At 45.3% G+C, this 25034-nt stretch carries 13 protein-coding genes, 4 tRNA genes, 4 rRNA genes and 5 pseudogenes; 13 read left to right on the top strand and 13 right to left on the bottom strand.

Annotation, left to right across the window (positions count from 1 at the left end):
• Positions 1 to 45: 45 nt before the first annotated feature.
• Complete coding sequence (gene cobA, locus N5E84_RS00350; protein WP_019282540.1) at positions 46 to 924, bottom strand: uroporphyrinogen-III C-methyltransferase; 879 nt, start codon at positions 922 to 924, stop codon at positions 46 to 48.
• A gap of 289 nt (positions 925 to 1213) precedes the next feature.
• Here cobA and cpdB point away from each other — a divergent pair, with 289 nt between their 5' ends.
• The 6 genes and pseudogenes from cpdB (at position 1214) to N5E84_RS00320 (ending at position 7270) form a co-directional block, all read left to right on the top strand.
• Positions 1214 to 3175, top strand: coding sequence for a 2',3'-cyclic-nucleotide 2'-phosphodiesterase (cpdB, locus tag N5E84_RS00345; RefSeq protein ID WP_013855940.1), 1962 nt, complete (start codon positions 1214 to 1216; stop codon positions 3173 to 3175).
• A gap of 319 nt (positions 3176 to 3494) precedes the next feature.
• Complete coding sequence (locus tag N5E84_RS00340) at positions 3495 to 4082, top strand: DedA family protein (protein WP_019282541.1); 588 nt, start codon at positions 3495 to 3497, stop codon at positions 4080 to 4082.
• Positions 4079 to 5212 (top strand): hypothetical protein, encoded by a 1134-nt coding sequence (locus tag N5E84_RS00335; RefSeq protein WP_019282542.1) that lies wholly within the window; start codon positions 4079 to 4081, stop codon positions 5210 to 5212. Before N5E84_RS00340 ends, N5E84_RS00335 begins: the two co-directional genes overlap by 4 nt.
• Before the next feature lie 34 nt (positions 5213 to 5246).
• Positions 5247 to 5795 (top strand): annotated as a pseudogene (locus N5E84_RS00330) (hypothetical protein).
• A gap of 1 nt (position 5796) precedes the next feature.
• Positions 5797 to 6174: pseudogene (locus N5E84_RS00325) on the top strand (NRDE family protein); the annotation flags it as partial.
• A gap of 64 nt (positions 6175 to 6238) precedes the next feature.
• Positions 6239 to 7270, top strand: coding sequence for an IS630-like element ISVa15 family transposase (locus N5E84_RS00320; RefSeq protein WP_026027704.1), 1032 nt, complete (start codon positions 6239 to 6241; stop codon positions 7268 to 7270).
• Between the two features lie 301 nt (positions 7271 to 7571).
• Here the strand turns inward: N5E84_RS00320 and N5E84_RS00315 are convergent, their stop codons facing one another.
• Together N5E84_RS00315 and N5E84_RS00310 are read right to left on the bottom strand one after the other, a co-directional pair.
• The gene (locus N5E84_RS00315; protein WP_029388282.1) at positions 7572 to 8618 is read right to left on the bottom strand and encodes an MJ1255/VC2487 family glycosyltransferase; all 1047 of its coding nucleotides are present in this window, start codon (positions 8616 to 8618) and stop codon (positions 7572 to 7574) included.
• Positions 8615 to 9148: a phosphatase PAP2 family protein gene (locus N5E84_RS00310; protein WP_017042702.1), complete on the bottom strand. Its 534-nt coding sequence runs from the start codon at positions 9146 to 9148 to the stop codon at positions 8615 to 8617. Before N5E84_RS00310 ends, N5E84_RS00315 begins: the two co-directional genes overlap by 4 nt.
• A 459-nt stretch (positions 9149 to 9607) precedes the next feature.
• Between N5E84_RS00310 and leuA the strand changes: the two genes are divergently transcribed.
• The 5 genes from leuA (at position 9608) to N5E84_RS00285 (ending at position 15316) form a co-directional block, all read left to right on the top strand.
• Positions 9608 to 11155 (top strand): 2-isopropylmalate synthase, encoded by a 1548-nt coding sequence (gene leuA, locus N5E84_RS00305; protein WP_013856011.1) that lies wholly within the window; start codon positions 9608 to 9610, stop codon positions 11153 to 11155.
• Positions 11156 to 11228: 73 nt separating this feature from the next.
• Positions 11229 to 12320, top strand: a complete 1092-nt coding sequence (leuB, locus tag N5E84_RS00300; protein WP_019282467.1) for a 3-isopropylmalate dehydrogenase — start codon at positions 11229 to 11231, stop codon at positions 12318 to 12320.
• Positions 12321 to 12379: 59 nt separating this feature from the next.
• On the top strand, positions 12380 to 13801 hold the full coding sequence (gene leuC / locus N5E84_RS00295; RefSeq protein ID WP_069212078.1) for a 3-isopropylmalate dehydratase large subunit: 1422 nt from the start codon (positions 12380 to 12382) through the stop codon (positions 13799 to 13801).
• A 14-nt stretch (positions 13802 to 13815) separates the two neighbouring features.
• Positions 13816 to 14418: a 3-isopropylmalate dehydratase small subunit gene (gene leuD, locus N5E84_RS00290; RefSeq protein WP_017042706.1), complete on the top strand. Its 603-nt coding sequence runs from the start codon at positions 13816 to 13818 to the stop codon at positions 14416 to 14418.
• A gap of 112 nt (positions 14419 to 14530) precedes the next feature.
• Complete coding sequence (locus tag N5E84_RS00285; protein ID WP_013856007.1) at positions 14531 to 15316, top strand: DUF547 domain-containing protein; 786 nt, start codon at positions 14531 to 14533, stop codon at positions 15314 to 15316.
• A gap of 40 nt (positions 15317 to 15356) precedes the next feature.
• On the opposite strand, the gene rrf (N5E84_RS00280) is transcribed toward N5E84_RS00285, so the two are convergent.
• From rrf (N5E84_RS00280) to N5E84_RS00245, 8 genes and pseudogenes are all read right to left on the bottom strand, one after another.
• A 5S ribosomal RNA gene (gene rrf, locus N5E84_RS00280) occupies positions 15357 to 15472 on the bottom strand.
• Positions 15473 to 15503: 31 nt separating this feature from the next.
• Positions 15504 to 15579, bottom strand: a tRNA-Thr gene (locus tag N5E84_RS00275).
• Between the two features lie 67 nt (positions 15580 to 15646).
• Positions 15647 to 15762 (bottom strand): 5S ribosomal RNA (gene rrf / locus N5E84_RS00270).
• Positions 15763 to 15849: 87 nt separating this feature from the next.
• Positions 15850 to 18740: ribosomal RNA gene (locus N5E84_RS00265) — 23S ribosomal RNA — on the bottom strand.
• A 298-nt stretch (positions 18741 to 19038) separates the two neighbouring features.
• Positions 19039 to 19114: transfer RNA gene (locus N5E84_RS00260), tRNA-Ala, on the bottom strand.
• A 44-nt stretch (positions 19115 to 19158) separates the two neighbouring features.
• A tRNA-Ile gene (locus N5E84_RS00255) sits at positions 19159 to 19235 on the bottom strand.
• Positions 19236 to 19300: 65 nt separating this feature from the next.
• Positions 19301 to 20844 (bottom strand): 16S ribosomal RNA (locus N5E84_RS00250).
• Together the 16S, 23S and 5S rRNA genes with 3 tRNA genes alongside form the textbook arrangement of a ribosomal RNA operon.
• Before the next feature lie 626 nt (positions 20845 to 21470).
• A pseudogene (locus tag N5E84_RS00245) lies at positions 21471 to 21881 on the bottom strand (HD family phosphohydrolase); the annotation flags it as partial.
• Positions 21882 to 21938: 57 nt separating this feature from the next.
• Here N5E84_RS00245 and N5E84_RS00240 point away from each other — a divergent pair.
• Positions 21939 to 23141 carry an IS256 family transposase gene (locus tag N5E84_RS00240; protein ID WP_095661319.1) on the top strand — a complete coding sequence of 401 codons (1203 nt, stop codon included), beginning with the start codon at positions 21939 to 21941 and terminating at the stop codon, positions 23139 to 23141.
• A 39-nt stretch (positions 23142 to 23180) separates the two neighbouring features.
• Here N5E84_RS00240 and N5E84_RS00235 read toward each other — a convergent pair.
• Both N5E84_RS00235 and N5E84_RS00230 read right to left on the bottom strand, forming a co-directional pair.
• A pseudogene (locus tag N5E84_RS00235) lies at positions 23181 to 24023 on the bottom strand (HD-GYP domain-containing protein); the annotation flags it as partial.
• 249 nt (positions 24024 to 24272) lie between these two features.
• A tRNA-Leu gene (locus N5E84_RS00230) sits at positions 24273 to 24357 on the bottom strand.
• Between the two features lie 153 nt (positions 24358 to 24510).
• Here N5E84_RS00230 and N5E84_RS00225 point away from each other — a divergent pair.
• Positions 24511 to 25031: pseudogene (locus tag N5E84_RS00225) on the top strand (RDD family protein).
• The last annotated feature ends 3 nt before the right edge of the window (positions 25032 to 25034 follow it).

Genomic DNA, 25034 nt, shown 5'->3' with positions numbered 1-25034 from the left:
AATTGGTTTGAGTATTGAGTTGGAACTAACTGACTAGCCTTGCAATCAGGCGTAATTCACTTGGTTTTGCTGCGCGGGTTGTTCACCAAACCAATGCAGTTTTTCCGACAGCGCAACCACTTCGCCCACCACAATCAAGGCCGGAGCCTGTGCCTGCGCCGCCAGTTGTGATAAGTCACTGAGCTGCCCTTTGAAGACTTTTTGCGAACGCTGAGTACCGCGTTCAATAATCGCGATTGGTGTGTTGGCTTGGCGTCCATGTTCAATCAACTGCTGCTGGATATAACTCGACTTCATCAAGCCCATGTAAATGACTAAGGTTTGATTACCACGCGCCAGTGTTGACCAATCCATGTCATCGTTTTCCGCTTTAAGGTGACCGGTGACAAACAGAGCGGATTGCGCATAATCACGATGAGTCAGTGGAATTCCCGCATAGGCCGTTGCGCCTGCCGCCGCTGTAATACCGGGGATCACCTGAAATTTCACCCCCGCATCAAACAGCACTTCCAACTCTTCACCACCGCGGCCAAACATAAACGGATCACCGCCTTTAATACGCACGACTTTGTAACCTTGCTGCGCAAAATCGATCAGCAATTGATTGGTTTTTTCTTGAGGAACACTGTGGTGTCCAGCGCGCTTACCCACGCAGACTAAGATGGTATCGCTCGGCACCAGCGCCATAATTTCATCAGACACTAGGTAGTCGTACAACACCACGTCGGCTTGTTGTAGAAAGCTCAACGCTTTGAGCGTCAGCAGTTCTGGGTCGCCCGGCCCTGCACCAATCAAAGCCACTTCACCGCAGGTCAATTGGCTTTTGACGTACGATGGAGCGCTACTTGCCAAAGCATCATTGTTGACCGCAACTAAGCGCGGCCCTTTGATTGGCAACTGAGAAATGGTTTCCGTCGTACTCATTGTTGTTATCCATAACTTAATTCATGGATGCATTATGGCGGGCTCTTCATATTACCTGAAATTCTAAAATTTCATTTTTTATATCAAAAGCTGATAAGGGAATGGATAATTCCGAATAAGAAGTGACTATCTCTCTGATTAAAAGCCAATCAATGATGAGATCTTGTCGACAGAATGCCGGTGAGTTAACGCGTAACATCACAAATTGATATTCATTGAAATCATCGTTTCATAAGATTTTGTTACATTAGACGAGTTATTTGTTCCCTACCCCTAACTGGAGTACACAATGAAAGTGGCAGTGAAACCTCTCTCCATCGCGATTTTGAGCGGTATGTTAGCAATGGCTGGCCCAGCAATGGCGGACACCATTAAACTGCGTATCGTCGAAACGACCGATATTCACACCAATGTGATGGATTACGATTACTACAAAGACAAGCCATCGAACCAGATTGGTTTATCCCGTGCGGCGACGTTAGTGAAGCAAGCGCGCAGCGAAGTCGAAAACAGCATTTTGGTCGATAACGGTGATTTACTCCAAGGTAGCCCAATGGGCGACTATATGGCCGCCAAAGGCATCAAGGTTGGTGAGGTTCACCCAGTTTACAAAGCGATGAATCAGCTCGGCTACGATGTAGGTAACATTGGTAACCATGAATTTAACTACGGTTTGTCCTTTTTAAAGGAGAGTATTAACGACGCCGCATTCCCGTATGTCAATGCCAACGTCTATGACCAACAAACGGGCAAACACCTCTTCAATCCCTATCTCATTAAAACGCACACGTTCAAAGATACCGATGGCAAAGAGCACCAAATTAAAGTGGGTTACATTGGTTTTGTCCCACCACAAATCATGGTGTGGGATAAGAAAAACCTTGATGGCAAAGTGTTTGCCAAAGACATCAAACAAACAGCCGAGGAGCTGATCCCGCAGATGAAAAAAGAGGGTGCCGATGTGATCGTGGCAATCCCGCACTCTGGTGTCTCAGCTAACCCATATTCCGTTGGTGCAGAAAACTCGGTTTACTACCTCACCCAAGTAGAAGGCATTGACGCAATTGCTTTTGGTCACTCTCACGCGGTATTCCCTAGCCAAGATTTTGCCAAACTGCCAGGAGCAGATGTAACTAAAGGCACCATTAATGGCGTAACCGCTGTCATGCCGGGGCGCTGGGGTAGCCATGTTGGTGTGATGGATCTGACTTTGCAAAGCAAAGATGGCCAATGGTCAGTCGTGAATGGTCAATCCCAAGCTCGCCCAATCTTCGATAAAGCCAATAAGAAATCATTGGCAGCAGCCGATACAGGCATAGTGAAAGCCTTAGAGTCGGACCATAAAGGCACGCGAGATTTCGTGAATCAACCGATTGGCCAAGCGAATGATGTGATGTACAGCTTTTTAGCCTTGGTACAAGATGACCCAACCGTGCAAATCGTTAACCTTGCACAAAAAGATTATGTGGAACGCTTTATTCAAGGCGACCCTGATCTTGATGGTTTGCCGGTGTTATCCGCCGCGGCACCTTTTAAAGTCGGTGGCCGTAAAGATGATCCTGCCGGTTTCACCGAAGTCGAAGCTGGCCAACTGACATTTCGTAACGCAGCAGATCTCTATCTTTACCCTAATACATTAGTAGCGCTGAAAATGACGGGTAAAGAAGTGAAGGAATGGTTGGAATGCAGCGCGGGGCAGTTTAATCAGATTGATCCGCACAGCACTCAACCACAATCCTTGATCAATTGGGCTGATTTCCGCACGTATAACTTTGATGTGATGGATGGGGTGAATTATCAAATCGATGTGACTCAACCCGCCAAATACGATGGTGATTGTAAAGTGGCGCATAAAGATGCTGAGCGCATTGTAGGCTTAACTTATCAAGGTAAACCTATCGATGTAAAACAGACCTTTATTGTCGCCACCAATAACTACCGCGCTTATAGTAATAAATTTGCAGGCACGGGCGCACAATTTGTTGCCTTTGACTCACCCGACGAAAACCGCACGGCCGTTGCAAACTACATTTCGCGCGTGAGTAAAGAAAAAGGTCAAGTCACGCCAAGTGCTGATAACAACTGGTCGTTTGCTCCGATTAAAACTAATACCGCGTTAGATATTCGTTTTGAAACCTCTCCAAGCGAGAAAGCAGCACAGTTCATCAAAGAGAAAGGCCAATACCCAATGACTTTGGTGGAAAACGATGAGGTTGGTTTTGCGGTTTACAGGATTGACCTTACACAATAACTCCCCACTCAAATCGATTGAAAGAGGCCAATGAATTAAGGCGCTTTCACCCCACAAACGCAGCCTTTCGCTGCGTTTTTTATTTCCCGCTCGGCAACCCTAACTCTGATCTTGATGGTTCTTGGCTATCCACGCTTCATTTAAGGTTCGTTACAACCTCGGTTTAATTTTCAAACATTAGTTTGATTAAATTTAATTATAAAAAATCATCAAATATGCAATTTTTCTATTCTTTGGCAGGTCTTTGTCCTCGTAATGAGAATAAAAGCGCAATCAGCGCCTTATTCTATACTTGATCATAATTTGCTAAGGAGGAAGTGTGGCGCTTGCTATCGACATTCAAACCTTTCTAACAGCCGAAAGTCATTCACTGACTTTACTATTCATCGGCGTAATTTTGCTTTCCTATTTGTTAGAGGATGTCGCTATTGTCACCGCCGCCACACTGGCTTTGCAAAATCTCATGTCCCCCGGCTTGGCGTTGTTGGCTATTTTTGTCGGCATTGTTAGTGGCGATCTCGGTTTGTATTACTTAGGCCAAGTGGCACAACGCGTTCGTCCGCTTCGTTATCAAGCGCTGACCAATAAACATTTTCGAACCGTCCGTCGCAAACTGCACCATCATACTTTTTTAAATCTGTTTATTATTCGCTTTGTCCCCGGCCTAAGAACGGTGGGCTTTACTTTGAGCGGCTTTTTTTCTATTCCGTTGGCGCTATTTCTGTGCTCCGTACTGACGGCCACAGCACTGTGGACACTGATCGTTTTTTCAACGCTTTATTACCTAGGGAGTCAGGTTTGGCAGCAGTCCTCTCATTATCAATGGAGCATTATTCCTATCGCGGTTGGGCTATTAATGCTCACCAATCGTCTTCTCAACAAATCATTTTCTAAAGGATTGTCATGAACGCCAAATTAGAAATACCTTGCATTGCACATGGCAAAATCAACGCGGGTATGCCGCTTTTAGAGCAAGACACCAAACGCAGCATTTCTCCTTATGAATTTCTGCCCAGTTGGTTTTTCTACACTCCGGTGGTGATTCAAAGCCTGCTGCAAGGGCTGCGTTATGGCAACTGGGGCTTACCCTTAATTGCAAACCCCGGCATCAAGCTCAGCGGCATGGTTGGAGAGTCAAAACACGACATTCTTAATCTAGCCGGTGAATACGCTCAGCAGTGGATATCGCCCTTTATCACCCGAACGAAAAGCCATCAAACCGCTCAGCAGCAAACAGCACAGGCTCTGTCTGCAATGCAACAAGCATCGTTGGATTTCCCTCTTGTCGCTAAACCAGATTTAGGCTGCCGCGGCGTTGGCGTAAAACTGCTGCAAAATGAACAACAACTGAGTGACTACATCCAATCATTCCCGATTAACGCCCGTTTTTTACTGCAACAAAAAGCGCCGTATCAAGCTGAAGCTGGCGTGTTTTATGTGCGCTATCCCGGTGAAGCTCAAGGCAACATTATTTCCATCACGCTCAAGTACGCCCCGTTTGTCACTGGGGATGGCATTCACACTTTAAAGCAGTTAATTGAACGCTGCCCACGCGCAGGGCAACTCCCTCACCTCTATTTTCCTCGCCACCTTGAGAAGCTCGATCAGGTTCTTGAAGCAGGGCAGGAGTTTCAACTCGCCTTTGCGGGCAGCCATAGTCGCGGATCGATTTTCCGCAATGGTAACCGCTATATCACACTCGCTCTCACCAACAAGTTAGATGAGATTTTTAACAATGTTGACGGGTTTCACTATGGGCGGCTCGATATCAAGTTTGCCAATATTCACCAATTGATGGCTGGAGAACAGTTCACGATTTTGGAAATCAATGGCGCAAGCAGTGAAGCCGCTCATATTTGGGATAGAGAAACACCGCTGCGTGAGATCTTCTCAACCTTACTCAGACAGTACCGAATCTTATTCGACATTGGCGCGCAGCAGCGAAAGTTAGGCCATCAAACACCCAAAATGGCTGAACTGCTGAACGCTTGGCGCAAAGAAAAGGCCTTAACCGAACACTACCCAAGCACGGATTAACCTTATCCATAAGAACAATCATAGGGATAGAAATATGTTTGCAATCACCACAAGTTCACAACAAAGTGCACCACAGCCTAATCATGCCCCCGTGATCCAAGGCGGCATTGAAACACTGGAATAAGCGCACCAGTTTCTCGAACAGTTAGAAGATAGGCACTACACCCACTTAGCCACGCCAATTGTCGCCAGTTCAGTGGGGCAACATTTTCGTCATTGGTTGGATCTGTTTCATGCGCTGGCTAACTCAACTAGCACTATTGATTACAACCAACGCCGTCGGGGCCACCTCGTTGAGACGTCCCGCGCTGCGGCCTTGGCCGAAATTGAGTATTTAATTCAATGGTTAACGCAGTGCTCGGCCTCACTCCAAAAATCCGTTACGGTACTTGTTGAAACCTCATTGCAGGAAACGCAAGTGTGCTCTCTCTCATCAACATGGGAGCGAGAGTTAAGCTTCGCCACTTTGCATGCACAGCACCATTTTGCGATGGCTAAAGTGGTCGCTCATTTGCTGCATGTAGAAACCGATGCCGCTTTCGGCTTAGCGCCAGCCACGGCCTCCTTCATTCGGGGGCAATAACATGTGCTCAGTTTCTTGGTTACTCGACAAACACGGCTATCATCTGTTTTTTAACCGTGATGAACAAAAAAACCGCCCATTAGCGTTGCCGCCTAAACAATACACGCAAGCTGGTGTTGAAGTGTTGATGCCGATTGATCCTGCCGGTGGAGGCAGTTGGATCAGCCTTAATGAATGCGGTTTGGCTTTGTGCTTGCTCAATAATTACCAAGGTAAAATCCCCCAAGGAGCCGATGCCGAACGCTTAGTGAGCCGCGGTCAATTGCTTAAGCATTTATCCAGTCAAGTCAGTGTCGAGAAGGTTATCCAAGCGTTTACACAGCTTAATCTTCAGCAATTTGCATCATTCACTTTGCTTGCTTTCGACCCTAATTTAACTGATGTATACCCGTGATCATTGAAGATGCTTGATTTTCAATAGAATCAGGATCATGCTACAAACCATGAAAATCACACTGACTCCTCAACAGAAACTGCAACTCGAACAGATGCACGACATTGAGCGTGATAGTCGAGTTTGCGACCGTATTAAGGCTGTTTTGCTGGCTTCTGAAGGCTGGAGTCAGACTATGATTTCACAAGCTCTTCGTATTCATGAATCGACCGTTGCACGTCACCTCAGTGACTACGTACTTTCTGAAAAACTTAAGCCTGAGAATGGAGGAAGCCAAAGCAAGCTTTCTGCTATTCAAACCATGCACCTAATCGAGCATTTGACTGAGAAAACCTATTCTCATACTCATCAAATTGTCGCCTATGTTAAAGAGACGTTTGGGCTTGATTATACTGTTTCTGGTATGAACAAATGGCTTCACCATAATGGTTTTAGCTACAAGCAACCGAAAGGCATACCACACAAGTTTGATGAAGCAAAACAGCAAGCATTCATAGAGGCGTATGAAGCGCTAAAGGCAAGCTGTGGCGAGGATGAATCGATAGTCTTTATCGATGCAGTTCACCCAACACTATCAACAAAGATATCGCATGGCTGGATACGTACTGGTCAGGATAAAGTGATTGAAACAACGGGTAATCGTAGCCGATTGAACATTATTGGCGCACTGAACCTGTCGGATATTGGTGCAACCATTGTTCACGACTATGAGAGCATTAACAGTGAATCGATTGTTCGTTTTTTCTGTAAGTTAAGAGAGAGTTATTCGTTAGCCCATAAGCTTCATATCATATTAGATGGTGCGGGATATCACCGCAGTGACTTAGTCAAAGATGCGGCGTTTGTCCTGAATATTAAACTGCATTATCTTCCACCTTACAGTCCAAACCTCAACCCAATAGAGCGGCTATGGAAAGTAATGAATGAGAAGTCGAGGAACAACGTTTACTTCAAAAGAAAACGGGACTTCAAGGCGGCAATAGACCAATTTTTTTCTGTGACTCTTCCAGAGATCGCAGGCTCTTTGACATCTCGAATTAATGATCATTTTCAGGTTCTCAAGCCTGCATCTTCAAGTTGATTCGGTATAGAATAGATAACCTGCCATTTATTATATTTACCCAGACACAACTGGGTGGAGGCTACTATCTGCTAAGCATTTATCGATTGGCAACAAGATTGATAAAATATCAGTTTTTTTTATCCAAACAAAAAGATTGTCCTTATTTATCAGTACGATGTATTTTTATAAAAAACCATAAAACAGAAAAATTTATGCATTTTATTCAAAACATTGAATCAAGTGATGAATAACAAGCCTTTACCTTGATACATTCACCAAATAAATTAATTACGTCAAAATTCAAAGCGTTTCGTCAATATTAGTTAAATGACACATAACTAGGGAAATCAACCTGCCGCCATAAAGACTGGCTCAGCTCTTTATGATTATCCCATTTGCCATTTTGTACCCATTCAACCAAGGCTTTCGCTACATTAGGATAGACAACGCGCTCGACCTGTTTTTCATCCAACCAACGGCGTAACTCCGACGGGTCCAAAAACTCCATAGATGCAGCAAGCCCGAGATTCTCAAGAGTGGCAACGTTACTTTGCTGCTCAAATTGACCCGATAGTGGCTTAAGTAGCAGCTTTTTACCCAATGAAAGTGCTTCTGATGGTAATTCAAAGCCACCATTAGCAATTACGCCATCGCAGCAATGCAAGTGATATTGAAAATGGGTATGACATAAGGGACGCAACTCAACATTTTCAACGGATTGCGCTTCCATTAAGGAAGGGTGATAACAAATAAATGCTTGATTTGAAAAACGAAAAAGCAACTCAAGAATATCATCAACATGCTCAAATGGAAGATAGACCAAAATGAAATGCTCGCTAGACGTATGCTGCTCTGAACGATAGATAATCGGAGGAAGGATCGGTTGATCAAAATGATACCAATGTAAACCGACGTGGTAGTTGGCAGGCGCAAACTGTTGAATAATCTGTTTATCCAGCCAACTTGCCCCTTTCAAAGGCACATTATAACGAAATGCATTTTGATGACTTATCCCAATACACGGAATACCTTGCTGTTTAGCCGCCCATGCCGATACTGGTTCAAAGTCATTAATGACCAGATCATACGGAGACAAATCGAGGTTTTTTGTCTCACTCACGAAAGTCAGCAAATTATTATTCAGCGCCGTTTTAACGTAATTTACGTGTCCCTGTTCAGTTTCAAAAGTAAAACCGCGCCGAGTTTGGTAATCACCGAAACTTTCCATCGAAAAGTATTTCTCTTTTTCACGTCCAGAAAAGAGAAATTGCACATCAATTTTGGCTTCTCTCAACGCTTCACTCATCACTCGTGAACGAGCAATATGGCCATTTCCGGTGCCTTGGACACCATACAGAATTTTCAAAAGCCTCTCTCCACCAACCACAAAGCAAATCTTGCGCTGCTTACACCAAGCAGCGCGCCAATCACGATATCCGTCAAGAAGTGAACCCCAAGTAGGATGCGAGATACGCCAATTAAGCCAGCCCAAACCAAGACAAAAGCATCGCTATGAGGATAGAAGTGGCCAATTAATGTCGCCATAACAAACCCTGCAGCCGTATGACCAGAGGGCAAACTGTAGCGATCCGAAGGGGTAATAAAGGCAATGAATGAAGGAGAAAACTCTTCAGGGCGACGACGCTGAAAGCTATTTTTCAATCCCCAATAAATAGGGAGTTCAATCGCGAAAGCGGCCAGTCCAGCCATTAAGAATAGCTGGCCATTAAGCGGGTCTAAATACCAAGCTAAAGCACCAATCAACGCGTACAAATGCCCATCCCCAGTATGGGAAATAGCTTTGCTGATCTGCGCTACAGGCTGATTAAAACGATGCTGTAAACAAAATAGCGAAAACGCTACGTCAAACTTAACAATTTGTCCGATGGCACGCATGAGCGACTCCTGTCATTCCATAAACCTCTTACGCTCTAAACGTAGAAGTTTAAAATGACAAATACGTGACTGTTTGTTGGATAATGAATGAATTTAACCGATGACAAACGTTCTTGCGTGAAAACATTCCGTGCTACAAAAAGTGATCCTCTCTACCAATTCTGCTCATTTTTACCGCTTTTGACTAAAACTGATCCGATATGAATAAAAAAACAACTTAATGGTTGACGAGTTAAGTCGAGTACGGTACTAATTTGTTAACTTAATCTTGTGGAATGTTACGAATGACTATCCGTTTTTCTATCCTGCTGGGCCTGCTCCTTATCGTGAACCATTCGCGCGGGTAGGTTGTGGAAGAAAAACACAACACAAGATGACAAGAGCCCGCACTGAGATGCGGGTTTTTTTATAACTACATTTAGGAAGTAAACGATTAACCATCGGTGCAAGGGAGCAAACATGAATAATCAAGTCATTATATTCGACACCACACTACGTGATGGCGAGCAAGCTTTGTCAGCAAGCTTAACCGTTAAAGAAAAACTGCAGATTGCTTACGCATTAGAGCGCCTTGGTGTTGATGTTATTGAAGCAGGTTTTCCAGTTTCCTCCCCAGGTGATTTTGAATCGGTCAAAACGATTGCCAAACACATTAAAAACAGCCGCGTCTGCGCGCTTTCTCGCGCGGTAGCAAAAGATATTGATGCAGCAGCCGAAGCTCTGAAAGTCGCCGATGCTTTTCGTATCCATACGTTTATTTCAACCTCAACCATTCATGTGCAAGATAAATTGCGCCGCAGTTATGATGATGTGCTCGAGATGGCAGTCAGTGCGGTGAAACACGCCCGTAACTACACTGATGACGTCGAATTTTCCTGTGAAGATGCGGGCCGAACGCCCATTGATAATCTCTGTAGAATGGTCGAAGCCGCAATTAATGCCGGAGCTAAGACCATCAATATTCCAGACACGGTCGGTTATACTGTTCCTAGCGAATTTGGTGGCATTATTCAGATGCTGTTTGAGCGAGTCCCTAACATAGATAAAGCCATTATTTCCGTTCATTGCCATGATGACTTGGGAATGTCAGTCGCAAACTCGATTGCCGCTGTACAGGCTGGCGCAAGGCAAATAGAAGGCACCATCAACGGTATTGGTGAGCGCGCTGGTAACTGTTCACTGGAAGAGATCGCGATGATCATCAAAACTCGTCAAGAATTCCTCGGCGTACATACTGGCTTAAAGCATGATGAGATCCACCGCACCAGTAAGTTGGTTAGCCAACTGTGCAATATGCCGATTCAAAGTAACAAAGCGATTGTCGGTGCCAACGCATTTAGCCACTCATCGGGTATTCACCAAGATGGTATGCTAAAAAATAAAAATACTTATGAAATCATGACTCCAGAGTCAATTGGCCTAAAAAACCAAGCGCTGAACTTAACGAGCCGCAGTGGCCGCGCCGCAGTAAAAAGCCATATGGACAGCATGGGTTACAACGAGAACGAATACAATTTGAACGCATTGTATGAAGATTTCTTGAAGTTAGCCGACCGAAAAGGACAGGTATTTGACTACGATTTAGAAGCGTTGATGCACTTCTCTAATCTGCGTGATGAAGATGATTTCTATAAGTTAAATTATTTGAGTGTCCAATCTGGTAGTGTCATGGCAACCACCAGTATTAAATTGCTTTGTGGTGATGAAGAAAAATGTGAAGCTGCCGTTGGTAATGGCCCTGTCGATGCGCTTTACCAATGTATTTACCGTCTAACTGGCTATGAGATCGTATTGGATAAATTTGACCTTACCGCCAAGGGCGAAGGTGAAGATGGACTCGGGCAAGCCGATATTATTGCCAACTACAAAGGGCGAAAATATCACGGTACAGGCGTCTCTACGGATATTGTCGAAGCATCAGGGCAAGCCTTATTGCACGTGATCAATAGCATTCATCGTGCCGATCAAATTGCAGAAATTAAACAAAAGAAAGTGGCAACCGTTTAACGTACCTAGATTAGAGTTTTCAATCTTTAGAGCTCACTGGGGCAAGCAAATATAAAAATAGTAAAGGACTAACATGACAGACAAAACATACAAAATTGCCGTTCTTGCAGGTGATGGTATCGGCCCAGAAGTAATGCAACAAGCACACAAGGTATTGGATGCGATTGAAAAAAAACATGCTATCCGGTTTGCCAGAGAAGAACATGATGTCGGCGGGATTGCGATTGATAACCACGGTTGCCCGCTACCTGAAAGCACCATTAAAGGATGTGAAGAGGCAGACGCCGTATTGTTTGGTTCCGTAGGCGGTCCTAAATGGGAGCATTTACCACCCAACGACCAACCAGAGCGCGGTGCACTCCTACCGCTTCGCAAACATTTTCAACTGTTTTGTAACTTGCGTCCTGCTCAAATTCACTCAGGCTTAGAAAGCTTTTCTCCTTTACGATCCGATATCTCCGATCGTGGCTTCGATATTGTGGTTGTTCGAGAATTGACTGGTGGTATTTATTTTGGCCAACCCAAAGGACGCGAAGGAGAAGGGGCAAATGAAAAAGCATTTGATACCGAAGTTTACCACCGCTACGAAATCGAACGCATTGCAAAAATAGCGTTTGAGTCCGCACGATTACGTCGTAAAAAAGTATGCTCAGTCGATAAAGCGAATGTATTACAAAGCTCTATCTTATGGCGTGAGGTCGTGGAAGAGATCGCAAAAGATTATCCGGACGTCGAGCTTTCACACATTTATATCGATAATGCCACTATGCAGCTCATTAAAGATCCCTCTCAATTTGATGTCATGCTGTGCTCTAATATTTTTGGTGACATCATTTCCGATGAATGCGCCATGATCACAGGCTCAATGGGTATGCTACCTTCCGCTAGCCTTAATGAAAGCAATTTCGGTCTCTATGAGCCAGCAGGTGGCTCTGCACCTGATATCGCAGGAAAGAACATCGCTAACCCAGTAGCACAAATTCTTTCCGCCGCTTTAATGCTACGTTATAGCTTGGGCGAAGAAAGTGCCGCTCAAGCTATCGAAAATGCCGTATCAAAGGCGCTTACCGCAGGAGAACTCACCGCAGATCTTGCCAGTGGTAAAGCGGCACTTTCAACCTCTGAAATGGGCGATAAAATTGCCAGCTATATTTTAAATTCATAATTAGTAGGACTAGGCTCGCCTAGTCCTTTATAAAGCTCAAAGAGCTCAAGGAAGAAGCAATGTCGCAAGCAAAAACCTTATACGAAAAAATTTATGATGCCCACATTGCGGTATCAGCTGAAGGGGAAACCCCCATCCTTTATATCGATCGTCATCTCGTTCATGAAGTGACATCACCGCAAGCATTTGATAGTTTACGCGAAAAGGGACGTAAAGTTCGTCAGACGAGTAAAACATTCGCTACCATGGACCATAACGTTTCAACCACCACAAAAGACATTAATGCCTCGGGTGAGATGGCTCGAATCCAAATGGAAACATTGTCCAAGAACTGTGCTGAGTTTGGCGTAACACTCTACGACTTAAATCATAAATACCAAGGCATCGTTCATGTCATGGGGCCAGAATTAGGTATTACTCTTCCCGGTATGACCATTGTCTGCGGTGACTCACACACAGCAACACATGGCGCATTTGGCTCGTTAGCGTTTGGCATCGGTACATCAGAAGTTGAGCACGTACTTGCAACCCAAACATTGAAACAAGCTCGCGCGAAAACGATGAAAATTGAGGTGACAGGCAAAGTCGCTCCAGGCATCACCGCTAAAGATATCGTGCTAGCCATTATAGGTAAAACAACGGCGGCCGGTGGTACAGGCTATGTCGTTGAATTTTGTGGTGAAGCGATTACCGATCTTTCAATGGAAGGTCGTATGACGGTGTGCAATATGGCGATTGAGCTTGGAGCAAAAGCCGGTCTTATCGCCCCTGATCAGACTACTTTCGACTACATTAAAGGTCGCAAGTTTTCTCCTCAAGGAAACGATTTAGAAGCTGCCATTGAGTACTGGGCAACGCTAAAAACCGATGATAATGCCAAATTCGATGCAGTCGTTACCCTAAATGCCGCGGACATCAAACCACAAGTAACGTGGGGCACAAACCCAGGCCAAGTAATTGCTGTCGATGAAACCATTCCATCTCCCGATAGCTTTAGTGATCCTGTCGAAAAAGCATCAGCAGAAAAAGCATTAGCGTATATGGGACTGGAAGCGGGTAAATCCTTATCAGACTACAAAGTGGATAAAGTTTTTGTCGGTTCTTGCACAAACTCTCGCATTGAAGATATGCGAGCAGCAGCTCAAGTCGCGAAAGGTAAAAAAGTCGCACCACACGTTCAAGCATTGATTGTTCCAGGTTCAGAGCAAGTTAAAGCGCAAGCGGAAGCGGAAGGCTTGGATAAAATATTTATTGAAGCGGGTTTTGAATGGCGCTTGCCGGGCTGTTCAATGTGCTTGGCTATGAACAATGACAGGCTCGGTGCAGGTGAACGCTGTGCATCAACATCCAACCGCAATTTTGAAGGCCGCCAAGGTCGAGATGGCCGCACACATTTAGTCAGTCCTGCAATGGCCGCCGCCGCCGCCATCGCTGGACACTTTGTCGATATCCGTAATATTCATTCTTCAACACTCAACTAAACAGGGGATCACCAATGTCAGGTTTTAAACAGCACACAGGTTTGGTCGTTCCTCTTGATGCAGCGAACGTCGATACAGATGCCATTATCCCTAAGCAATTTTTACAGAAAGTAAATCGCACTGGTTTTGGCAAACACCTTTTTCATGATTGGCGTTTTCTAGATGATGCAGGTCAACAACCTAATCCAAATTTTGTCATGAATAAACCTCGCTATGAAGGAGCGAGCATTCTACTTGCTCGTGAAAACTTTGGGTGTGGTTCTTCACGAGAACATGCCCCTTGGGCTTTAGCGGATTACGGCATCAAAGCCATGATTGCACCCAGTTTTGCGGATATTTTTTATGGTAACTCAATCAATAACCAAATGGTTCCAGTCCGCCTTACAGAGCAAGAAGTTGATGAAATATTCCAATTTGTTGAAGGAAATGAAGGTGCTCAACTAACTGTAGATCTTGAACGAATGGAAGTTAAAGCCAATGGAAAAACATACTCATTTGAAATTGATGAATTTCGTCGCCATTGCTTACTTAATGGATTAGACAATATCGGTTTGACGCTACAGCACGAAGATAAAATCGCTGATTATGAAACAAAAATTCCTAGCTTTTTGAAATAGCGAGTATCGATTTAATTTCCAGAGGTTGGTGTAGATGCACCAACCTTTTATTTTATCTGAAATTTATCAATCCCTACCTAGGTCATATAACCTATGAGATGAGAGGTAAATGATGAAATATCTATTAACGCTATGTTTGACACTCGGGTCAACGAATGTATTTTCTGCTCCTAAATCACAACTATGGGATTATTGGAACTCTAGTAATGAAGAAAATACACAAGCCATTTCACATCAAATTTGGCAGACAACACTTGATACTTATCTAATCCAAGAAAATCACAACAACCTCTTCGATTATCAAAGGGTCAACTCAAAAGATAAAGAGCAATTAGAGCTCTATATTTCACAATTATCAGCCCTTGATCCAAGAGAGTATGCAAAGCTGGAACAATATGCTTACTGGGTCAACTTATATAATGCCTTAACAGTTAACTTAATCGTCGATCATTATCCAATACCATCCATCACTAAACTGGGAGGATTTTTCTCATTTGGCCCTTGGGAACAAAAGATCATTACCATCAATCAAAAAGAGCTGACTCTCAATGATATTGAACATCGAATTTTAAGACCCATTTGGAAAGATCCTCGAACCCATTATGCGGTCAACTGCGCAAGCCTTGGCTGCCCAAACTTACAAAAGCAGGCTTTCACAGCAGAAAATACTGAATTATTACTGGAGAAATCAGCCACTGAGTTTATCAATAGCGAAAAAGGAGTAAAGGTCACCAATGATAAATGGGTTCTGTCTTCTATTTATGACTGGTTTGCTGAAGATTTTGGAACGAAACAGCAATTATTTGAGCACTTAGTGCAGTACAACAAGGCACTAAAAAGCGAGAAAAAGAGTATCAGCTATCACTATGATTGGACATTGAATGATACGAATAGATAGAAAAAAACCTCAGCATTTCTGCTGAGGTTTCGTAATTCAAACCTGGCGATGTCCTACTCTCACATGGGGAGACCCCACACTACCATCGGCGCTGTTGTGTTTCACTTCTGAGTTCGGCATGGGTTCAGGTGGGTCCACAACGCTATGGTCGCCAAGCAAATTCTTTTAGCTTACAGAGCTATAAAACTGGTGCTGATACCCAGAATCGAACTGGGGACCTCATCCTTACCAAGGATGCGCTCTACCGACTGAGCCATATCAGCACACTGTATCTTGTGTCACAAGTGACTAAAAAGCCCGCTCTTACAAACGGGCTCTTATAAATTCAAAGCCTGGCGATGTCCTACTCTCACATGGGGAGACCCCACACTACCATCGGCGCTGTTGTGTTTCACTTCTGAGTTCGGCATGGAATCAGGTGGGTCCACAACGCTATGGTCGCCAAGCAAATTTCTTAATTCGGAAAGCTGTTTCGTTCTCATTCACACATTCAATGTTCTTCCATTGAGCCCACAAAACCCCTTCGGTGTTGTATGGTTAAGCCTCACGGGCAATTAGTATTGGTTAGCTCAACGCCTCGCAGCGCTTACACACCCAACCTATCAACGTTCTAGTCTCGAACAACCCTTTAGGACACTTAAAGTGCCAGGGAAGACTCATCTCAGGGCTCGCTTCGCGCTTAGATGCTTTCAGCGCTTATCAATTCCGAACTTAGCTACCGGGCAATGCCATTGGCATGACAACCCGAACACCAGCGGTTCGTCCACTCCGGTCCTCTCGTACTAGGAGCAGCCCCCTTCAATCTTCCAACGCCCACGGCAGATAGGGACCGAACTGTCTCACGACGTTCTAAACCCAGCTCGCGTACCACTTTAAATGGCGAACAGCCATACCCTTGGGACCGACTTCAGCCCCAGGATGTGATGAGCCGACATCGAGGTGCCAAACACCGCCGTCGATATGAACTCTTGGGCGGTATCAGCCTGTTATCCCCGGAGTACCTTTTATCCGTTGAGCGATGGCCCTTCCATTCAGAACCACCGGATCACTATGACCTACTTTCGTACCTGCTCGAACCGTCATTCTCGCAGTTAAGCGGGCTTATGCCATTGCACTAACCTCACGATGTCCAACCGTGATTAGCCCACCTTCGTGCTCCTCCGTTACTCTTTGGGAGGAGACCGCCCCAGTCAAACTACCCACCAGGCACTGTCCGCAACCCCGATGAGGGGCCTACGTTAGAACATCAAAACGACAAGGGTGGTATTTCAAGGTCGACTCCACGCAATCTAGCGACTGCGCTTCTAAGTCTCCCACCTATCCTACACATGTAGGTTCAATGTTCAGTGCCAAGCTGTAGTAAAGGTTCACGGGGTCTTTCCGTCTAGCCGCGGGTACACTGCATCTTCACAGCGATTTCAATTTCACTGAGTCTCGGGTGGAGACAGCGTGGCCATCATTACGCCATTCGTGCAGGTCGGAACTTACCCGACAAGGAATTTCGCTACCTTAGGACCGTTATAGTTACGGCCGCCGTTTACCGGGGCTTCGATCAAGAGCTTCGACCTAAGTCTAACCCCATCAATTAACCTTCCGGCACCGGGCAGGCGTCACACCGTATACGTCATCTTGCGATTTTGCACAGTGCTGTGTTTTTAATAAACAGTTGCAGCCACCTGGTATCTGCGACTCTCGTCAGCTCCATCCGCGAGGGACTTCACCAATAAGAGCGTACCTTCTCCCGAAGTTACGGTACCATTTTGCCTAGTTCCTTCACCCGAGTTCTCTCAAGCGCCTTGGTATTCTCTACCCGACCACCTGTGTCGGTTTGGGGTACGATTGCTTATAATCTGAAGCTTAGAGGCTTTTCCTGGAAGCAGGGCATCAATGACTTCACTGCCGTAGCAGCTCGACGTCGTGTCTCAGCCTAACAAGAAACCGGATTTACCTAGTCTCTTAGCCTACGCACTTGAACCAGGACAACCGTCGCCTGGCCCACCTAGCCTTCTCCGTCCCCCCATCGCAATTATAAGCAGTACGGGAATATTAACCCGTTTCCCATCGACTACGCTTTTCAGCCTCGCCTTAGGGGTCGACTTACCCTGCCCCGATTAACGTTGGACAGGAACCCTTGGTCTTCCGGCGGGGAGGTTTTTCACCCCCCTTATCGTTACTCATGTCAGCATTCGCACTTCTGATACCTCCAGCATGCTTTACAACACACCTTCAACGGCTTACAGAACGCTCCCCTACCCAATACAGTAAACTGTATTGCCGCAGCTTCGGTTTACTACTTAGCCCCGTTACATCTTCCGCGCAGGCCGACTCGACCAGTGAGCTATTACGCTTTCTTTAAATGATGGCTGCTTCTAAGCCAACATCCTGGCTGTCTGAGCCTTCCCACATCGTTTCCCACTTAGTAGTAATTTGGGACCTTAGCTGGCGGTCTGGGTTGTTTCCCTCTCCACGACGGACGTTAGCACCCGCCGTGTGTCTCCCGGATAGTACTTACTGGTATTCGGAGTTTGCAAAGGGTTGGTAAGTCGGGATGACCCCCTAGCCTTAACAGTGCTCTACCCCCAGTAGTATTCGTCCGAGGCGCTACCTAAATAGCTTTCGGGGAGAACCAGCTATCTCCGAGTTTGATTGGCCTTTCACCCCTAGCCACAAGTCATCCGCTAATTTTTCAACATTAGTCGGTTCGGTCCTCCAGTTGATGTTACTCAACCTTCAACCTGCCCATGGCTAGATCACCCGGTTTCGGGTCTATATCCAGAGACTGAAGCGCCCAGTTAAGACTCGGTTTCCCTACGGCTCCCCTATTCGGTTAACCTTGCCACTGAATATAAGTCGCTGACCCATTATACAAAAGGTACGCAGTCACACCACGAAGGTGCTCCTACTGCTTGTACGTACACGGTTTCAGGTTCTATTTCACTCCCCTCACAGGGGTTCTTTTCGCCTTTCCCTCACGGTACTGGTTCACTATCGGTCAGTCAGTAGTATTTAGCCTTGGAGGATGGTCCCCCCATGTTCAGACAGGATAACACGTGTCCCGCCTTACTCGATTTCACTTATAATGATGGAACAGTTACGGGGCTATCACCCTTTATTGCGCCACTTTCCAGAGGCTTCACCTGCATCATTAAAAGCTTAAGGGCTAGTCCAATTTCGCTCGCCGCTACTTTCGGAATCTCTGTTGATTTCTTCTCCTCGGGGTACTTAGATGTTTCAGTTCCCCCGGTTTGCCTCCTTACCCTATGTATTCAGGTAAGGATACGTACTTATGCACGTGGGTTTCCCCATTCGGAAATCGTAGACTCAAGTGGCTGTTACTGCCTAATCTACGCTTATCGCAAGTTACTACGTCCTTCATCGCCTCTGACTGCCAAGGCATCCACCGTGTACGCTTAGTCACTTAACCATACAACCCGAAGAAGTTTCGTGTTGTAGACAAGTCACCAAGGTTGTCTCTCATTATTTGAATGAGCGAGAGACGTTTGATTTTGCCGGACTCAATTTTGAAAACTTACCGAAGTAAGCTTTCCCAAGAACACTTGAATGTGTTTGGTATCAATACGTTAAACGCATTGATGTTGAGAACTTTTATTTGATAACAACAAACACGTTCGTTGTTATCAGTCAGCTTTCCAAATTGTTAAAGAGCACGATTTTCTAATGAAAACCATTTTTAAAAACACTATTGCTAGTGCACTTAAAGATGGTGGAGCTATGCGGGATCGAACCGCAGACCTCCTGCGTGCAAGGCAGGCGCTCTCCCAGCTGAGCTATAACCCCATCAGGTGTGTGATACTGTGTGCCAATCTTCTGGGATGAAGAATTGGTGGGTCTGAGTGGACTTGAACCACCGACCTCTCGCTTATCAGGCGAACGCTCTAACCACCTGAGCTACAGACCCAGCATCGTCTCTTAAACTGTATAAACCATCAATCTGTGTGGACACTCATCAGTGTAATCTTCGTATAAGGAGGTGATCCAGCGCCAGGTTCCCCTAGCGCTACCTTGTTACGACTTCACCCCAGTCATGAACCACAAAGTGGTGAGCGTCCTCCCGAAAGGTTAAACTACCCACTTCTTTTGCAGCCCACTCCCATGGTGTGACGGGCGGTGTGTACAAGGCCCGGGAACGTATTCACCGTAGCATTCTGATCTACGATTACTAGCGATTCCGACTTCATGGAGTCGAGTTGCAGACTCCAATCCGGACTACGACGCACTTTTTGGGATTCGCTCACTATCGCTAGCTTGCTGCCCTCTGTATGCGCCATTGTAGCACGTGTGTAGCCCTACTCGTAAGGGCCATGATGACTTGACGTCGTCCCCACCTTCCTCCGGTTTATCACCGGCAGTCTCCCTGGAGTTCCCGACATTACTCGCTGGCAAACAAGGATAAGGGTTGCGCTCGTTGCGGGACTTAACCCAACATTTCACAACACGAGCTGACGACAGCCATGCAGCACCTGTCTCAGAGTTCCCGAAGGCACACCTGCGTCTCCGCTGGCTTCTCTGGATGTCAAGAGTAGGTAAGGTTCTTCGCGTTGCATCGAATTAAACCACATGCTCCACCGCTTGTGCGGGCCCCCGTCAATTCATTTGAGTTTTAATCTTGCGACCGTACTCCCCAGGCGGTCTACTTAACGCGTTAGCTCCGAAAGCCACGGCTCAAGGCCACAACCTCCAAGTAGACATCGTTTACGGCGTGGACTACCAGGGTATCTAATCCTGTTTGCTCCCCACGCTTTCGCATCTGAGTGTCAGTATCTGTCCAGGGGGCCGCCTTCGCCACCGGTATTCCTTCAGATCTCTACGCATTTCACCGCTACACCTGAAATTCTACCCCCCTCTACAGTACTCTAGTGAACCAGTTTCAAATGCGGTTCCGAGGTTGAGCCCCGGGCTTTCACATCTGACTTAATCCACCACCTGCATGCGCTTTACGCCCAGTAATTCCGATTAACGCTCGCACCCTCCGTATTACCGCGGCTGCTGGCACGGAGTTAGCCGGTGCTTCTTCTGTCGCTAACGTCAAATGATGCTGCTATTAACAACACCACCTTCCTCACGACTGAAAGTACTTTACAACCCGAAGGCCTTCTTCATACACGCGGCATGGCTGCATCAGGCTTGCGCCCATTGTGCAATATTCCCCACTGCTGCCTCCCGTAGGAGTCTGGACCGTGTCTCAGTTCCAGTGTGGCTGATCATCCTCTCAGACCAGCTAGGGATCGTCGCCTTGGTGAGCCATTACCTCACCAACTAGCTAATCCCACCTAGGCATATCCTGACGCGAGAGGCCCGAAGGTCCCCCTCTTTGGCCCGTAGGCATCATGCGGTATTAGCCATCGTTTCCAATGGTTATCCCCCACATCAGGGCAATTTCCTAGGCATTACTCACCCGTCCGCCGCTCGCCACCCAAGGAACAAGTTCCTCTGTGCTGCCGCTCGACTTGCATGTGTTAGGCCTGCCGCCAGCGTTCAATCTGAGCCATGATCAAACTCTTCAATTAAAGTTTTGTTGGTCCTAAGACCGGCTCAATGAATACTGACTTCAAAACTGTTTTTACTCGAAAGTAAAAAGTAATTTTAAAGCTATTGTTGTTCCAACAGAACAACAATGAATTGACTGTGCCAAAATCAAGTAAACTTGATTCTGATTGGTCACTCAGTTCATTGATAAATCTTTTTTGATTATCATCAATGAGTGCCCACACAGATTGATAGGTTTATATTGTTAAAGAGCGTTCTTCGCTGGGTTGCCGAGGCTTCCTTTGAAGAGGCGGCCATTCTAGCGAGATAATGGAAAGTGTCAAACACTTTATTAAATTATTTCGTCTTATTGATTTGACCTACTGATTGGCTGCTGGTTGGGCTTGAACCCTTACTGGCTGTGCCGTGTCAGTGAGGCGGCATTATAGGGAGAACGAAGATGAGTGCAAGCGGTTTTTAGAAAAAAGTACCTTCTGATAGCTCAAGTGAACAAAAAGACGCCAAAGCGTTAAATATCGATTAATTAGCGACCTATTTCCCTCTCTAAATCTCCTTGTTATCACCAGAGCATTGAGGTGACACACTTCATATTGCGTGCTTTTCTTCGTCAATGAAAGCTCGCACTGAGGCAGTACAAAGAAGCATATTACTCATCACTATCGAAGAAATAAGAGATTCTAGAGCGTGGGTTAAGATAGTCTCGGATTTTATCCGGAAGTTTATGCGGAAGAATAGCATTAACAATTTTCAAATCTCGATCAGCTAAATCAATAATGGGCGCTTGGGTTCGCGGAACCTAAGGGTCGTAAATCAATACATTAGGATATAGTAAGTGGCTGGCGTTTACGGAGATGACTAACCCAACCATATTGTTAGAAAGCTGAACAACGGTTCCCGGAGGGAAAACGCCCATAAATTTAACCAATACGTTTAAGTTTTCGTTACTATATAAATGATTACAATGCTTATACATATAGGAAAGTGCAATATAAGGAATCTTCTGCTCTGCAACGATATTGGGATGACACAAATTATCAAATACATTCGCGACCGTAATGGGTAGTGTTTAGAAATCTGTGTCATTTCAGTATGATATACAAAACAGGAATGACACATGAACAAAGACTTCGATCTAGAACAAGCTATTAAAGCCCTTCAGTCAGGCCAAGACCTGACAGGTAAAGATGGCTTCTTAACTCCGCTCATTAAACAAATCACAGAAGCTGCTTTGAAAGCAGAACTCGAACAGCACCTTGAAGGTGATGAGCAACCTAACCGTAAGAACGGCTCAAGCAAGAAAACGATTAAGTCTTCTGTCGGCACGTTTGAACTGGATACCCCACGCGACCGCTCTGGAACATTTGAACCCCAGTTAGTTAAGAAGAACCAGACTAAATTGACCGATGAGATCGACCGTAAGATCCTATCCATGTTCTCGCTCGGTATGAGCTACCGTGATATCCGTGGTCACGTAGAAGATATGTATGGCATTGATGTCTCTGAGGCCACCATCACAGGTGTTACCGACCGTTTGATACCTGAGCTGAAGGAGTGGCAGCAACGTCCGCTCGATGCACTTTATCCCTTTGTCTGGCTTGATGCCATCCACTATAAAATCAAAGAAGACGGACGCTACGTTAGCAAAGCGATATACACAATATTGGGCTTAGATGTTGAGGGGAAAAAGGAGCTACTCGGTCTTTATCTGTCAGAGTCGGAAGGCGCTAATTACTGGCTCTCCGTGCTAACAGATCTGTATAACCGCGGCGTTGAAGATATCTTGATCGCCTGCGTAGATGGGCTAACAGGCTTCCCAGAAGCGATAGCAACCATCTATCCTGATACAGAAGTTCAGCAATGCATCATTCACCAAATCCGTAACTCTATGAAATATGTTGCCTCTAAGCATCAGAAGGCGTTTATGGCCGACTTGAAGCCAGTCTATCGGGCTGTCAGCAAAGAAGCGGCCGAGATGGAGTTGGATCGTTTGGAAGCCAAATGGGGACAGCAATACCCAATAGTGATTCGTTCCTGGCGGAACAAATGGGCAAATTTATCGGTTTACTTTAAATATCCAGAATACGTCCGAAAGGCTATTTACACGACAAATGCTATTGAAGCCGTACATCGCCAATTCCGTAAACTGACCAAAACTAAGGGTGGGTTCCCAAATGAAAATAGCTTGCTTAAGCTACTGTATGCTGGGATATTGAATGCTTCTAAGAAATGGACAATGCCAATACAGAATTGGAATATGACATTGTCTCAACTGGCGATTCATTTTGAAGGTCGCTTGGATGACGTCTTAGATATTTAGCCAAAATTAGCTGACACAGAATTCTGAACGCCCTCCCGTAATGACCTGTGAAAGCTCATCAATAGCCGATTCCTTTAAACCAAGCGGATACCCACTGCCGTCATTGAGTTCATGATGCTGTTCTATTACTCTCTTTGCACTTTCTGGAAAGCTATCGATATGACTCGCAATATCCAAACCATACTTAGTATGTAATTTGAGATAATTTTGTTCGGGCTCTGTCAGTGTTGTTTTCTTTCTAACAATCGCGGTGGGAACCTTAATTTTGCCTATATCATGAAACAGCGCAGCAAAAGCAAGTTCTTTGATTTTTTGAGCATCATACCCTTTCGCTTTTCCTATCATCATTGCAATGACCGAAACGTTGAGTGAATGAAAGTAGATGCCTTCAAACTCACTTTTGCCATTCATTAAATGCAGCGTAACGCTATCTTCACTCAGTAGCTTATCGACGATATCTTCAACCAAAATTGAAGCTTCATCTATCGCATCCTCTGGCCGATTGCGTATCTTGTTCATTACCGCACGCATGCGGGATAGAGAACGCTCAAACTCTTTTTCACAGTTTAGAACTCGCCTACGATATGCGTTCAACTTTTCAATCCGTTTCTGCTTCTCTTCCCACAATTTTTCAGCCTCACTCTCCATCTCTGAAGATTTTTCTATGGCTTCCGGCTGCGTATTGACAGGTAAGGGTTGAGTATCGCTTTGCGCAGGATTGATATAAACATGTTGAATCCCCAAGTGTTTTATCAATTGAATCTGTTCTTGGGATTTAATCTTAAAGCTATTAAAAAGAAAGGGGTGTTCGTTCCACTTTACGGGCAACTTAATGTGCAGGCCAGGCTGCAATCTATCTACTGTGATTTTTATGCTTGCCACAATTTATATAACACCTTAAGTACTAAGTAGTTAATGAGTTTAAAAGAAGTCACTCAAAAGTTCATCAACTACATATTAGTAGTGTTGATATAAATGTGTATGGCTAGAAGCAAGAAATGTGCGCTGTTCAATATAGAAGTATGTGAAGGCTATCAAAAGAGTCCCATTCATCTAAGATAGTGGACTATTATTTCGAGGACAAAAACAAACAAAGCCCCGACTTTCGTCGAGGCTTTGTTGTTTAAATTATGGTACCGGTGGGCGGACTTGAACCGCCACTCCCGAAGGAAACGGATTTTGAATCCGTCGTGTCTACCAATTTCACCACACCGGCATCTTGGGCATTGCCCTTTGATGGTTGGCATTATACGTAAGAAAGTTATTGGCGCAATAACAAAATATTGAAATACAAATCGTTTGCCGATATTTTCGCCACAAACCTTCAAGCTGTGCGTCTCTTCTCTTTTCAGATCCTCTTCGAGGCTATATGCTGCTGCAATTTCGCGAATACAAAAGATGTTTAGATATGATGAGTAACTCTATTTCTCTACCGCCTGCCGGATACTACGCCGATTTGGTGCGCTCATTTACGATGCATTAATCATCATTGCTCTTGAGATGATGGCTGCTGGTGTTGTCGTTGCTATATTAGAAGCTCTCGTTGCGTTGAATGTGATGAGCTATGGCTCGTATGCAGATGTCAGCGACTTTCTCACTCGTCATCCCATTTGGAGCTATGTTTACACATTTTACCTTGCCGCTGTCTGGGTCTACTTCTTCGTCTTTTTCTGGACAAGAGCAGGCCAGACATTAGGGATGCGTGCTTGGCGACTTTTGATAATTAACGAACAAGATGGAAATTCAATCAGCGCCACGCAAGCTTTAATACGTTTGTTCACCTCAGGCTTTGGCTTGGCAAACCTCACCGTACCCTTTGATCAACAAAAAAGAGGGTTCCAAGATATTTGGGCCAAAACGAAAGTAGTGGTACTTCCTAAAGTTAATTGAGTC

Source organism: Vibrio sp. J502 (genome assembly GCF_025397955.1).
Taxonomy (GTDB): Bacteria; Pseudomonadota; Gammaproteobacteria; order Enterobacterales; family Vibrionaceae; genus Vibrio; species Vibrio anguillarum.
The sequence above is the reverse complement of the archived record's forward strand: the minus strand, read 5'-3'. Positions and strand labels throughout refer to the sequence as shown.